This window comes from Haloarcula sp. CGMCC 1.2071 (assembly GCF_037078445.1).
GTDB lineage: Archaea > Halobacteriota > Halobacteria > Halobacteriales > Haloarculaceae > Haloarcula > Haloarcula amylolytica.
Genome location: NZ_JAYMGY010000002.1, coordinates 161606 through 174844 on the forward strand (window position 1 = coordinate 161606; position 13239 = coordinate 174844).

General features: G+C 65.2%; 10 protein-coding genes. 4 read left to right on the forward strand and 6 right to left on the reverse strand.

Features of this window, described 5'->3' with window-relative positions; all coding sequences use genetic code 11:
* The first annotated feature begins 91 nt into the window (after nt 1-91).
* Nucleotides 92-1144 (forward strand): peptidase, encoded by a 1053-nt coding sequence (locus tag VI234_RS04820; protein ID WP_336329628.1) that lies wholly within the window; start codon nt 92-94, stop codon nt 1142-1144.
* Between the two features lie 195 nt (nt 1145-1339).
* Here VI234_RS04820 and VI234_RS04825 read toward each other — a convergent pair whose 3' ends face one another.
* Complete coding sequence (locus VI234_RS04825; RefSeq protein ID WP_008307537.1) at nt 1340-3526, reverse strand: elongation factor EF-2; 2187 nt, start codon at nt 3524-3526, stop codon at nt 1340-1342.
* A 203-nt stretch (nt 3527-3729) separates the two neighbouring features.
* On the opposite strand from VI234_RS04825, the gene VI234_RS04830 reads away from it, so the two are divergent.
* The 3 genes from VI234_RS04830 to VI234_RS04840 all read left to right on the forward strand — a co-directional run bounded on the left by VI234_RS04830 (nt 3730) and on the right by VI234_RS04840 (nt 9081).
* Entirely contained in the window at nt 3730-4923 is a 1194-nt protein-coding gene (locus VI234_RS04830; RefSeq protein ID WP_336329387.1) for a trans-sulfuration enzyme family protein, read from the forward strand.
* Between the two features lie 66 nt (nt 4924-4989).
* Nucleotides 4990-5784, forward strand: coding sequence for a DUF5781 family protein (locus VI234_RS04835; RefSeq protein WP_008307533.1), 795 nt, complete (start codon nt 4990-4992; stop codon nt 5782-5784).
* A gap of 153 nt (nt 5785-5937) precedes the next feature.
* Nucleotides 5938-9081 (forward strand): PAS domain S-box protein, encoded by a 3144-nt coding sequence (locus tag VI234_RS04840; protein ID WP_336329388.1) that lies wholly within the window; start codon nt 5938-5940, stop codon nt 9079-9081.
* Nucleotides 9082-9135: 54 nt separating this feature from the next.
* On the opposite strand, the gene VI234_RS04845 is transcribed toward VI234_RS04840, so the two are convergent.
* The 5 genes from VI234_RS04845 to VI234_RS04865 all read right to left on the reverse strand — a co-directional run bounded on the left by VI234_RS04845 (nt 9136) and on the right by VI234_RS04865 (nt 13237).
* Nucleotides 9136-9846 (reverse strand): energy-coupling factor transporter transmembrane component T family protein, encoded by a 711-nt coding sequence (locus VI234_RS04845; RefSeq protein WP_336329389.1) that lies wholly within the window; start codon nt 9844-9846, stop codon nt 9136-9138.
* Nucleotides 9840-10544, reverse strand: a complete 705-nt coding sequence (locus VI234_RS04850; protein ID WP_336329390.1) for an energy-coupling factor ABC transporter ATP-binding protein — start codon at nt 10542-10544, stop codon at nt 9840-9842. The genes VI234_RS04845 and VI234_RS04850 overlap by 7 nt, the downstream gene beginning before the upstream one ends.
* Nucleotides 10541-11122 carry a biotin transporter BioY gene (locus tag VI234_RS04855; RefSeq protein ID WP_336329391.1) on the reverse strand — a complete coding sequence of 194 codons (582 nt, stop codon included), beginning with the start codon at nt 11120-11122 and terminating at the stop codon, nt 10541-10543. The genes VI234_RS04850 and VI234_RS04855 overlap by 4 nt, the downstream gene beginning before the upstream one ends.
* Before the next feature lie 68 nt (nt 11123-11190).
* Nucleotides 11191-12573: a PQQ-dependent sugar dehydrogenase gene (locus VI234_RS04860; RefSeq protein WP_336329392.1), complete on the reverse strand. Its 1383-nt coding sequence runs from the start codon at nt 12571-12573 to the stop codon at nt 11191-11193.
* A gap of 49 nt (nt 12574-12622) precedes the next feature.
* Nucleotides 12623-13237 (reverse strand): 30S ribosomal protein S7, encoded by a 615-nt coding sequence (locus VI234_RS04865; RefSeq protein ID WP_336329393.1) that lies wholly within the window; start codon nt 13235-13237, stop codon nt 12623-12625.
* Between the last annotated feature and the right edge of the window lie 2 nt (nt 13238-13239).

Sequence of the window (13239 nt, forward strand, 5' to 3'; positions counted from 1 at the left end):
AGACAGGTGAACGCTACGTTTTTTTGCCTGACAGCAGAGGGATTCGTATGTGTACGCCCTCCAAGCCACATCGCTGTCGACAGGTGCAGCGCTGCTCGCCGTCGGAACGTTCGCCGTCGTCGGAGCGGGCATCGGCGCGCTCGGAAGCGCGGTCGTACGACGACTCTCGAACCCCGTCGCCAGATACCGGCAGTTGTTCCTCGCTATCATACTCCCGTTTACGCTGCTGTCGTACGTCGTCTTTCTGTTGCTCGGACTCGGCCACTTGATTGCCGGCGGGCAGCCCGGAGTCGTCGGAGCAGTGGTAGCGACGTTCGCCGAGCTACTCGCCGCCGGCGCCGTCGGACTGGCCGCCTACGCGCCGACTGTCCCGGGTATCCGCAGCGTTCGTGACATCGAACTCTCGACAGGGCGGGCGGTGGTCCGGATGGGGCGGTACGTCCTCGGAATCACTGCGTTGGTGACTGTCGTCGTGGTGCCGCTCGAAGCCGGGCTGTCGCCCCCCGGACTGCTGGCTCTCGTTGCCGTTTTCGCTGTCACCGTACAGGCCGTCTCACCGTGGTTCATCCCGCTAGTGCGGTCGGTCGATAGGCCGGACGAACCGACAGCGGAGACACTGGAGCGACTCAAAGAGCGTGCGGGACTGACTGTCCGAGACGTCCGGGTGTTCGACACCGAACAGGAGAGAACCGCGAACGTGACCGTGCGCGGCGTCCCCGGCTATCGTCGCCTGTTCCTGACGAGCACGTTCCTCGACGTGTTCGACGACGAGACGGCGACGGCCCTCCTCGCAGTCCAGGCCGGCCGCCAGAACGCCCGAGTCCTTGCCCGGGTCGTCGGCGGCCTGCTCGTCGCAGTAGTTCCGCTGTTCGTGGCACTGGCCGGCATCGGCCCGCTGTGGCCCCTCGTCGGCGCGAGTCTCGGACTCATCGTCGTCAGCCAGTGGGTCACCCGCCGCGGGGTTCGGGCCGCCGACGATTACGCGGCCGAGCGCATCGGCCCGGGTGCCGTCGCGGACGCCCTCGAACGGTACGCCGACATCCACGACATGGAACCGTCGAGACGACGGCTCGCGAACCCGTTCTCGAAATCGCCACCGCTGGGGAACCGAATCGACCGGTTGCGGGGACAAGCGGGAGAGTGAGAGCTGTTCGGTGGCGGAACAAAGAGGGGTCAAAGCGCGGGAAGGCATACCGTGCGCCGACGGCGCGCGGTTTCACTCCGAGCGCGCTCGCAGAGCGCGACTCGGAGGTCGTTTTTAGCGTAGATTTTTACGAGGAGTGGTTCCCGCAGCGCCGCCGTCGGCGGCGCGAGGAAACCCGACGAAGTAAAAAGGTACTTAGAAGTAGTCGATAGCCGGGTTCAGTTCCTGCTTCATGCCCTTGCGCTCGCGGATCTCGCTGATCTTGTCCGGCTGGAGATTGTCGGCAAGGACCTGGAAGCCGGCGTTCTCGGTGTTCCAGGAGGCACGGCCCTCAGTGGCCGAGCGGATGTCGGAGGAGAAGCCGATCATCTCGTCGACCGGCGCGACGCCTTCGACGACCATCAGGTCGCCTTCCTGGTACATGTCGTCGACGCGGCCACGGCGGCCCTGGATCTCGCCGCTCGCAGCGCCCATGTGGTCGTTGGGCACGTCGATGCGGACCTGCTGAATCGGCTCCAGCAGCTTGATGCTGGCGTCGATGAGCGCGTTGTGGACAGCCTCGCGGACGGCCGGGATGACCTGGGCCGGGCCGCGGTGGATGGCGTCCTCGTGGAGGCGAGCGTCGTGGAGACGGATGAGCGACCCCTGGACCGGCTCGGACGCGAGCGGGCCGTCGTCGAGGGCTTCTTCGAGGCCTTCGATGACGAGTTCCATCGTCTCGTTGAGGTGCTGGATACCCTTCGTCTCGTCGAGCAGGATGTTGGTCCCGTGGATGTGCTCGATGTTCTGGGAGTCGTCCTTGTCCATGCCGGCCTCCTGCAGCGCTTCACGGCGCTCCAGTTCTGGCATGTCCATCGACGCCTCGCCCATCTTGATGGTCTCGACGATGTCCTCGCCGAGCGGCTCGATGCTGATGTAGAAGCGGTTGTGGTTGTTCGGCGACCGACCTTCGACTTCGCGGCTGTCTGCCTGCGGGGCTTCGCGGTAGACAACAATCGGCTCACCGGTGTTGATCGGGATGCCCTGGTTGCGCTCGATACGCTGGCCGATGACTTCCAGGTGGAGTTCACCCTGCCCGGAGATGAGGTGCTCGCCGGTGTCCTCGTTAATCTCGACCTGAATGGTCGGGTCTTCCTTGGCGACCTGCTGGAGCGTCTCGATGAGCTTCGGCAGGTCGTCCATGTTCTGTGCCTCGACGGACTTCGTGATGACCGGCTCCGAGATGTGCTCGATGGACTCGAACGGCGTCATCTCCTCGCTGGAGACGGTGGAGCCAGCGATGGCGTCCTTGAGGCCCGTGACGGCGGCGATGTTCCCGGCGGGAACGTGCTCGACTTCCTCGCGCTCGCCACCCATGTAGATACCGACGCTCTGGATGCGGTTCTTGCCCGCAGTTCCGGAGACGTACAGCTCCTGGCCCTTCTCCAGCGTGCCGGAGAAGACACGACCGGCGGCGATTTCGCCAGCGTGGGGGTCGACACCGATGTCGGTGACCATCAGGACGACTTCGCCGTCCTCGTTGACCATCGCCATGTCCTCGGCGAGCTGGGATTCGGCGTCGCCACGCCAGATACGCGGCACGCGCATCGGCTGGGCGTCGACAGGGTTCGGGAAGTGCTCACACACCATGTCGAGCACCACGTCGGACAGCGGCGTGCGCTCGTGGAGTTCCTGGCGGTTGTCGTTGCGCTCGAGCTCCATGATTTCGCCGAAGTCCATGCCGGTCCGCTGCATCGACGGCATCGAGACGCCCCACTTGTACAGCGCGGAGCCGAAGCCGACGGTCCCTTCCTCGACGGAAACCGTCCAGTCCTCGATGTCGTCCATCTCCTCGGTCATACCGCGGATGAGGTCGTTGACGTCCTGAATGACCGCGAGCAGGCGCTCCTGCATCTCCTCGGGTCCTTCCTGAAGCTCGGAGATGAGGCGGTCGACCTTGTTGATGAACAGCGTCGGCTTGACGCCCTCGCGGAGCGCCTGCCGGAGCACCGTCTCGGTCTGGGGCATCGCGCCCTCGACGGCGTCGACGACCACCAGCGCGCCGTCGACGGCACGCATCGCACGGGTCACGTCGCCACCGAAGTCGACGTGGCCGGGGGTGTCGATGAGGTTGATGAGGTGGTTCTGGTCCTCGTATTCGTGGGTCATCGAAACGTTAGCCGCGTCGATGGTAATCCCACGTTCCTGTTCGTCTTCCTCAGTGTCCATCGCCAGCTGTTCGCCGGCGGTGTCGTCGGAAATCATGCCGGCACCGGCCAGCAGATTGTCTGTCAGTGTCGTCTTTCCGTGATCGACGTGAGCAGCGATGGCGATGTTCCGGATGTGCTCCGGATCGTCCATCAGTGTCTCACATTCTTGGACGATTTTCTTACGTCGGCCCATTATACAGCTTTCTATCAACAGCAGGGTCAAAAGGATAGTGTTTCACTACGGCCGTGACCGCTTGAAATTCGGCCGTTCGCGTGGGATAGTCTCGCATTAGCAATCGCTCGCAGTCAGAGAAGTATACCCAGCGATTATAATTATTTGCAGTCGGATGAGTAATGATTGCAAAGGTATTAGCGCCAGCCAGCAGACGGAAGCGTATGACTCGACGTCCACATCTCGACACGATTGCAGTCGATACCGAGACGGCGTCAGCAGCAGGGGATGTCACGCTCCCGATACACCTCTCGTCGACCTACGAACTGGCCGGGCTCGATACGGACCTGTCTCTTGAGGACGTCGACCCCGGTGAAGGCGAGTTCCTCTACTCGCGGCTGTCGAACCCGACACGACACGGCCTCGAACAGGAATTAGCCGCGCTAGAGGACGGAGAGCGGGCCTATGCCTTCAGTTCGGGGACAGCGGCCGTTGCAACAGCGGTGCTCTCACTGGTCGAACCGGGCGACCACGTCGTTGCGTTCGACGACCTGTACGCGGGCACGCGACGGATGTTCGAAACGCTGTTCCGGGACCAGCTTGGCGTCGACGTGGAGTTCGTCGACGCGACTGACGCCGACGCTGTCGCGGCCGCGATGACGCCGGCAACGGAGTTAGTCTGGGTCGAGACCCCGACAAATCCGTTGATAAAACTCTGTGATATCGATGCGATTGCGGCCGTCGCCGCCGACTACGACGCGACGGTCGGGGTCGACAACACCTTCGCGAGTCCGTACTTCCAACAGCCGCTGTCGCTCGGTGCGGACCTGGTGGTCCACAGCACAACGAAGTACCTCAACGGCCACAGCGATGCTGTTGGCGGCGCATTGATTACCGACGACCCCGAGGTCGCCGAGCGGGTAGAGTTCCGCCAGCAAATCGCCCTCGGGAATATGCTCGCCCCGTTCGACAGCTATCTCATCTCACGAGGTATCAAAACGCTGGGCGTCCGGATGACTCGCCACGAGGACAACGCGATGGCGCTTGCGCAGTACCTCGACGACCACGAGCGCGTCGAAGCGGTCCACTACCCAGGGTTAGAGAGCCACCCACAGCACGACCTGGCTCGCGAGCAGATGCAGGGCTTTGGCGGCGTGCTCTCGTTCGAACTGGCCGGAGACATGGCCGACGCAAAACAATTTCTCGAAGCTCTAGAGACGGTGACGCTGGCAGTCAGCCTTGGCGGCGTCGAAAGTCTAGCGGAGCTTCCGGCGGCGATGACGCACGAACCGCTCTCACCGGCGGCGCGGGACGAACTCGGCATCTCTGATACGCTCATCCGCCTTTCAGTCGGTATCGAGGATGTCGAGGACCTCCGGGCGGATCTGGAGCGCGGTTTCGCGGCGCTTGAGTCCTGAGCGCTGCGTGCGAACGCTGCCCCCACCCGTGGATTAATAGCTCTGTGGCCCATGAGAAAGTGACACATGGACGTGCACGTGCAGGGTGGGCCGGCCGAACCGTTTCTCGGGGCGCGGGACCTCTTCTCGACGGAACACGACCTGAAACGACCAGTGACAGTCCGGGTCCGGGAGGATCCTGATGAACGTACCCGCGTCAGCCACAGCGACGACGCCCACCGGCTGACAATCTCCCGCCAGGCCGCGACGAGCGCGATGGCCCGCGAGCTGGCGTTACACGAGTACGCACACATGCACCACCACGAATGCGGGCATCCGTCGCACACACAATCGACGCGAGAAGCCATCTACCTCGCGCTGGCGGGGCGTTCGGTCGAACAGCGAAAGCTCACGCACTGTTACCAGATCGCCAACCACATGAAAGACGTCTACGCCGACGATATCTGGATGCCAGTGGTGCCCGGCGACAAACTGGTCCCGTTTCTGGAAGCCAGCCTCGCGGCCGCCGTCGCGGACCGCCCCGGCGATCCGCCGACCTGGGACCGCTCGACGTCACCGACCCGAGTGCGCCACCCCAGCGAACCGGCCGCACGGCTGACGCCGGCTGCAGACCCGGATATCACGGCCGTCAATGCGGCGTTCGCCCTTGCGCTGTGTGAGCGCCACGACCTGGTCGAACCGGACCACCGGCTGTACGACCTCGCCCACGCCGCGGCCCAGGACGCCGAATCAGTCGACCTCACGGAGTTCAAGCGCCACTTCGCCTCGCTGTCGCCCGAGCCGAACGAGTCCGAGTTCCGGAAGGCGCTCGTCGACGTGACTCGCGCGTACGCCGGCGGCGGCGGCCGAGCGGCAGACTGAAACCGAATGTCCCGGGAAGATCGGCTCACTGACGGCCGGGTGTTGTCACACGCAGGCGATAGCCTCGTCGCCACCGACTGCCGGCTTCGCTTGCGCGCGAACACAAATTAACTGGCAGAACTGTTTTTGCGTGGACTTGTGAACTAGTTGACTATGACCGAGGCGCTTCGCGGCCGGCATCTCGACGGGGAAACCGATGTCGTCGGCGAACGGATTCAGGTGTTACACATCGACGACGACCCTGATTTCGTGGCTGTCGCAGCGGATTCCCTGGAGGCTGCGGACGACCGGATCTCCGTCGAAACCGCGACCAGCGCACGAGACGGGCTCGACCAGCTCGCCGAAAACGGGTTCGACGCCGTCGTCTCCGACTACGATATGCCGAAGATGAACGGCATCGATCTGCTCGATGCGATTCGGGAGACAGACCCGGATCTGCCGTTCATTCTGTTCACCGGTAAGGGCAGCGAAGAGGTGGCCAGCGAAGCCATCTCGATGGGCGTCACCGACTATCTACAGAAGTCGTTCGGAGTCGAGGTGTACGAGCTACTGGCCAACCGCATCGAAAACGCGGTCTCCGAGTACCGCGCGAAGCGACAGGCCGCCGAGTCAGAGCGCCGCGTCCGGGAGCTCACCGAGGCAACCAACGATATCCTCTGGGAGTTCACGGCCGACCTGAGCGAAGTCCTCGTGATCAACTCCGCCTACGAGGATATCTGGGGGCGGTCAGTGGCCAAGCTCCGTGACAACCCCTACGATTTCCTGAACGGTATCCATCCCGAGGACCGCGAACTGATGAAAGACGCGATGCGGCGTCTCATGCACGGCGAGTCGGCCGACATCGAATGCCGTGTCAACGCAACAGAGGAGTATCGGCGCTGGGTCTGGATACAGGGCGAGCCGATAATGAACGACGACGGCGAGGTCGTTCGCGTGGCCGGGTTCGCCCGTGACATCACCGAGCGGCGGAACCGCGAGCGCGAACTCGAAGCCACCAAGAACCAGCTCACAGAGCACAACCAGACGCTCCGGAGGCTCTACGAGATCAGCGCCGACCCCGACGCCTCGTTTGAAGAGAAGATACAGGCGGTTTTGGACCTTGGTCGGGAGCGCCTTGGGACCGCCAGCGCGTTCCTGTCCGCGAACGACGCCGACCGCGACGAGTTCACCGTCCGCTATGCGAGCGGGAGCGACGAACGGCTCAAGCCGGGAACCGTCACGCCGCTGTCGGAGGCGTACTGCCGGAAGATGATCGACACAGGGAGCGTCATGGCAATCGCCGAAGCGTCCGAAGAGGGGTGGGCCTCGGACCCAGCATACGACCGCTGGGAATACGAGACGTACATCAGCGCCGAGGTCCGTGTCCGTGACGCGCATTCAGGGAGCCTCTGTTTCGTCGACCGGGAGGCCCGCAAGACCCCCTTCACCGAGGACGAGAAGACGTTCGTCCATCTCGCGGCGCAGTGGGTGAGCTACGAACTCGAACGCCAGCAGCGCGAGCAACGCCTCGAGCGGTACAAGCAGTACACCGACGACATGCTGGACGCCATCGACGACGTGTTCTACGTCCTCGACAGCGACGGCCGCTTCCGGCGCTGGAACGAGAGTCTGCTGAACGTGACCGGCTACTCGGCCGCCGAAGTCGCCGGGACCCACGGAGCCGAGTTCTTCCCGGCGGAGTATCGGGACCTCGTTGGGGCCGCTATCGAATCGGTGTTCGAGGGCGACACGACCCGCGTGGAAGTGCCGTTTATCACGAAATCGGGGGACCAGATCCCCCACGAGTTCACGGCGACCCGCGTCGAAGACCCCGACGGGAACCCGATGCTGGCCGGCATCGGCCGGGACATCACCGAACGGAAGGCACGCGAGCAGGAGCTTACGCGAACGAAGGAACTCCTCGACCAGGCCCAGCGGATCGCGAGCGTCGGCGGCTGGGAGATAGACGTGACGAGCGAGCCGCCGGATATGACGGTGACAAGCGAGTTCTACCGGTTGCACGGCCTGACTCCGGACGACGAACTGAGCGTCGACTCTATCGTCGACCTGTACCACCCCGACGACAGGGAGACGGTCATGACCGAGTTCGAGCGGGCGATAGAAACAGCAGAGGGATACGACATGGAGGTGCGTATCGGCGACGACGACCACGACCGATGGGTCCGCGCACTGTGTGAACCGGTCACCGAGAACGGCGACGTTGTCAAACTCCGGGGCTCTGTCCAGGATATCACGGACCGAAAGCTCCGAGAGCACGAACTGGAAGGGACTCGCGAGCGGATGGAAATCGCGCTAGAGACCACTAATACGGTCGTCTGGGACCGCGAGTTCGAGTCCGGCGACCTGTCGTACTACCCCGGGTCCGAGACGCTGTACGGCACTGACATCGAGTCGCTGGACGAGTTTTTACCGCTGGTCCATCCCGAGGACCAGTCGGAAGTTGCGGCCCGAATCGAATCGGCGACCGAGACCGGCACGTACGAAGCCGAGTTCCGAATCGTCCGTGACGGCGAGGTCCGCTGGATGGAGGCAAAGGGCCGCGTCGAATCCGACAGCGACGGGACGCCAGTCCGGGCAATCGGTATCGACCGTGACATCACCGAGCGCAAGCGCCGCGAGCAGGAACTGGAGGACACGAACGAACGTCTCGAAGAGTTCACGAGCATCGTCAGCCACGACCTCAGGAACCCACTATCCGTCGCCGAGGGACGCATCGAACTGGCCCAACAGGAGTACGACAGCGAACACCTCGACAGCGCCAGCGACGCGCTCGCGCGGATGCGGACGCTCATCGACGACCTGCTCGCGGCCGCTCGCGACGAGCAGTCAGCGGTTGACGCCGGCGTAGTGGCGCTCACGGACACGGCCGAACAGTGCTGGCACAACGTCGAAACCAACGACGCCGAACTCACTGTCGAGACGGACGCCGTCGTTCGTGCTGACAGGAGCCGATTGGAACAACTGCTCGAGAACCTGTTCAGCAACAGTGTGGAGCATGGCTCCACAAGCAGTCAGCCGGGGGCCGGCGACAGCGTGGAACACGGCGACGACGACGTCACGGTCACCGTTGGAGAACTTGACGGCGGCTTCTACGTCGAAGACGACGGCGACGGCATCGACGAATCAGAGCGGTCGCGCGTGTTCGACACCGGGTACTCCACGTCGGATGCCGGAACTGGGTTCGGGCTCTGGATCGTCGCGGAGATCGCCGACGCCCACGACTGGACAGTAACTATCGACGAGGGGAGCGAGGGCGGCGCACGGTTCGAGATTACCGGTGTCGATATCGTGGAGTGACAGAATAGCGAAACCACCAACCACCGTTGTACTTGGGCGCACGCAGGCGACCGGCTAAACCGGCACGAGCGGCGACACCGACAGCGCGATGCCGACGGCGAGCACCGGGTAGTCACGACGGTCGAACGAAAGCGGCGGAAGTGTCGGGTTCCACGCGAAACAGCGGGCCCGCAGGGCGATCGAGAGCCGGTCCGAGCGGTCGAGGGTCCGTTCCAGCGACCGAACGGCGAGCAGTCGAACACGGTCCCGTAGCGGGCGGGCCTCACCGCCGCGAGCGTGGATCGCATTGCGCACCTCCCGAACGTCCGCGAGTACCAGCGGGAACAGTCGGACGACGAGCGCCATCCCGATGCCGAGAATCTGGCCGGGCTTGCCGGGTATCAGGCGCTGGACCGCCGCCCGCGTGTCTCGGACCGGCGTCGACGTGAGGTAGGCGGCGCTGACGAGCAACACCGGGAGGATACGCCCGACGTGCAGGGCCGAGCGCAGCGCCGGGTCGACCCGAAACCACGGTGGGCCGAGCGCCACACCGGCGACGACCGGTGCCAGTGCCAGCACGGCGAGGACGACCCGGTAGGAGCGCAGGACGGCCAGCGGCGAGAGCCGTGCCGCAGCGAGCGTACCCAGCGCGAACGCGGTCGTCTCGACGAGCCACGGGAGCGTGGGGTGAGCGACCGCGGCGATGGCGAGCCCGAACTGAACCAGCAGCTTCGACCGCGGGTCCAGCCGATGCGCGAGCGTCGAACCGGGCCGGTAGCTCAACATCGTGGGTCGCGGATACCGAGGTCCGGGAGGGTATCGAGTGCTTCGGCTGGCGACGCATCGAGCACGACCTGCCCCTCGTGCAGCGCGACGAGGCGGTCGGCCCGCTCGTGGAGGTCCCGGAGGTCGTGCGTGACGACGATGATGCCCGTTCCATCGGCGGCCAGCGCGTCGAGGTGGTCGAGCACCGACTCCCTGGCCGGCCAGTCGAGGCCGACGAGCGGTTCGTCGAGCACGAGGTAGTCCGGCTCCATGGCGAGCGCCCCGGCGATGGCGACGCGGGCCTGCTCACCGCCCGAGAGAGCGTCGATACGGCTATCGGCGGCACTACCGAGGTCGACGGCGTCGAGCGCCGTTTCGACCCGGCGGTCGATCTCGCCCCTGTCGAGGCCGAGGTTCTCCGGACCGAAGGCCACGTCAGCCGCCACGGTCGCCGCGACGAACTGGTCGCGAGGGTGCTGGAACACCATCCCGATGCGTGTCCGGGCGACGACGGGGTCGTCCGTCACGTCCGTCCCATCGACGGTGACCGTGCCGGCGTCCGGGGTCAGCAGGGCGTTGAAATGTCGGACGAGCGTCGTCTTGCCGCTCCCGTTCGGTCCGACGAGCAGGCAGTACTGACCGTCGGGTATCGACAGCGTGAGCCCGTCGAGGACGTCGACGTCGCCGTACCGATAGCGCAGGTCGCTGACCGCGATCATCGACCGGCGAGATACCCACCCTGTACGATGGCAATCGCGATACCGAGCTTCAGGAGGTCCGGCGGTATGTACGGGGCCATCACGGTCGCAGCGCGAGTGAGCGGAAGGCCAGTAACGAACGACATCCACGGGATGCCGATAGCGTACACGACGACGACCGCCGCGGTGAGCGCGACGACCTGCACTGGGACAGAGAGAGCAGCGACCGGTTTCGGCGCTATGCTCCGGTGTGCGATAGCGCCGGCGACGACCGCGCCGACCAGAAACCCGACGAGGAAACCGCCGGTCCCCTGTCCGGCGATGACGTAGCCAAGCCCCGCGTTCGCGTTCGAGAACACCGGAGCGCCAGCAATCCCGACAAGGATGTACAGTAGCAAGGCAACGCCGCCCCACAGCGGCCCCAGCACCAGACCGGCGAAAAACATCCCAAAGGGCTGGAGCGAGAACGGCACCAGCGGCCCCGGGAGCGGGATAGATATCTGTGCGAGCGCCGCGGTCAGCGCCGCGAGCAGCACCGCCTTCGTGAACAAGCCCACAGTCTCGTCGTCGACGAGGTCGACGGATTGCTCTGTTGCCATGGGTCTCCCTCTCTCGTCAACCGAAATATAGCCAGTGGTTCACAGAGCGGGTGTCGCCGGCCGACCCGTCACTCGGCCGGCGTGATGCGGGCGAGCACGTCGTCGCGCTCCCGCGGGAACCCGTCTCCGGCCCGCCCGTCGCGGTTCGACGTGACGAGGTAGAGGCCGCCGTCGGGCCCCTGCTCGACGTGGCGAATCCGGCCGACTTCGTCGGCCAGCAGGGAGTGGGTCGTCGCGGTGTAGACGTCGTCGGTCCAGTCGGCGTCGTACACCTCGGCGTCGTCACCCGGTGGCAGGTCCCCACCGGCCGGCGTCAGCGTCGTTGCGAGGAGTTTCTGGCCCTTCAGGCCGCCAGTGAGCAGTCGGTTCCGCAGCGACGGCACGGCGTCGCCGGTGTAGCACAGCGACCCGGAGGGAGCCCAGCCGCCGGTGTTGCCCGTGTTTGCGAGCGGGCGGCGGACTTCGGGGCCGGCGTCGGCGTACTCCTCGTGCTTGCGGGTGTCGGGCCAGCCGTAGTACCCCCCAGCCACGAGGCGGTTGAGTTCGTCCCGGCCGGTCGGGCCGTGCTCGGAAGCTACGACAGTGCCGTCCGGAAGCCACGCGAGCCCCTGTGGGTTCCGGTGGCCGTAGGTGAACACCCGCGGGTCACCACCGAGGTCCGGGTTTCCGGGTGCGGGGTCGCCCGCGGGCGTCACGCGGAGGACTTTCCCACCGAGCGAGTCGGTGTCCGCGGCCAGTTCGCCGGACCCGGCGTCGCCGGTCGTGATCCAGAGGTAGTTCTCGGGGCCGAACGTGAGCCGACCGCCGTTGTGTATCTTGCTTCCGGGAATGTCGTCGACGAGGACGGACTCCGTGGCGGCCGGGTCCTCGGCCGAGACGTCCATGGCGACGACCCGGTTGAACCGCTCGTCGTCGTCGGTTGTCGTCGTGTAGTAGACGTACACCACCGGCGGCTCGGGGTAAGTCGGGTGCGCGGCGACGCCGAGCGTGCCGCCCTCACCACCGGTGACCCACCAGCCATCGTCGCTCGATTCCGCGTCGATGACCGCTGCGGGTTCGGTGACTGTTCGGACGCTGCCGTCCACAAACGAGAGGACGCGGCCGACCCGCTCGGTGAGAAACAGCGTTCCGTCCGCGGCAAACGAGAGGTCCCACGGGATTTCGAGGTCCTCGATGAGCGGTTCGGTGGCGAGCGGCGCGTCTGTCGGCGACGCGGTCGGAGCCGCCCAGTCGGTGTCGGGTGACTGGCTGCGCTCGTGGCTAATGGATACGTCGTAATGGTCCAGCGCCCGAGCCGGGTCTGCCGCCGTTGTGGTTGTCGGCGTCGGGTCCGAGCTACCGTCCTGTGTCCCGGACTCACCGCGACAGCCGGCCAGCGCGGTCGCCCCGGCGGCGGCGAGCGCGGCGAGATACTGGCGACGAGACCCGCCGTCCTGGCACGGTTTTCGCATAGATTTCACTGCAGAGCAAAGAAGAATAAAGATGTCGGAGACAGCCGGGTTAGCGAGCGGCGGCCGCGACGCGTTCTTTCTCTTCTTTCTGGTTGACCGCGTAGGCCTGGACGTCGTCGTTAGCAGCGCCGATGAGCTGCTGTGCGAGCGCCTCGGCGGCGCTCGTGGTGGTCTTGAACGAGCCACCGTACACGCCCTCTGCGATGAACTTCAGGGCCTGGTCGACGCGGCGCTGTGGCGCGACGTCGACGGCCTTCGGGACCGAGATACCACCGTATTTCAGGCGGACGGTCTCCTCTCGGGGGGCGCTGTTCTCGACAGCACGGACGAGCACCTGAATCGGGTTCTCGTCGGTGCGCTCGTGAACGATGTCGAACGCCTCCGTGACGATGGAGGTGGCAAGCTGCTTCTTACCTGTGTTCTCGTCGGTCTGCATCAGGCGGTTGATGAGCCGCTCGACGATGCTGATTTCGCTTTTCTTGAACTGCTTGTCCGAGTGCCGGCCCATCGTGTGGGCGATGGGGGTGACGGTGATGTAGCGCTCGGTGGAGGGGTCGGTGTACTCGATGTCCGTGATCGACCACGTACCGAACAGTTTCGCGCGGGCCGTCTCCGGCTCGCTTTCCTCGGCCGCGTCAGCGTCGGATGTGTCTTCTGCACTCATGG

Bases quoted from the DNA above. Each gene is read 5' to 3' on its own strand.
- VI234_RS04845 (WP_336329389.1), bottom strand. From the start codon at position 9,846: ATGTTGAGCTACCGGCCCGGTTCGACGCTCGCGCATCGGCTGGACCCG.
- VI234_RS04825 (WP_008307537.1), bottom strand. From the start codon at position 3,526: ATGGGCCGACGTAAGAAAATCGTCCAAGAATGTGAGACACTGATGGAC.
- VI234_RS04830 (WP_336329387.1), top strand. From the start codon at position 3,730: ATGACTCGACGTCCACATCTCGACACGATTGCAGTCGATACCGAGACG.
- VI234_RS04855 (WP_336329391.1), bottom strand. From the start codon at position 11,122: ATGGCAACAGAGCAATCCGTCGACCTCGTCGACGACGAGACTGTGGGC.
- VI234_RS04850 (WP_336329390.1), bottom strand. From the start codon at position 10,544: ATGATCGCGGTCAGCGACCTGCGCTATCGGTACGGCGACGTCGACGTC.
- VI234_RS04860 (WP_336329392.1), bottom strand. From the start codon at position 12,573: ATGCGAAAACCGTGCCAGGACGGCGGGTCTCGTCGCCAGTATCTCGCC.
- VI234_RS04835 (WP_008307533.1), top strand. From the start codon at position 4,990: ATGGACGTGCACGTGCAGGGTGGGCCGGCCGAACCGTTTCTCGGGGCG.
- VI234_RS04865 (WP_336329393.1), bottom strand. From the start codon at position 13,237: ATGAGTGCAGAAGACACATCCGACGCTGACGCGGCCGAGGAAAGCGAG.
- VI234_RS04840 (WP_336329388.1), top strand. From the start codon at position 5,938: ATGACCGAGGCGCTTCGCGGCCGGCATCTCGACGGGGAAACCGATGTC.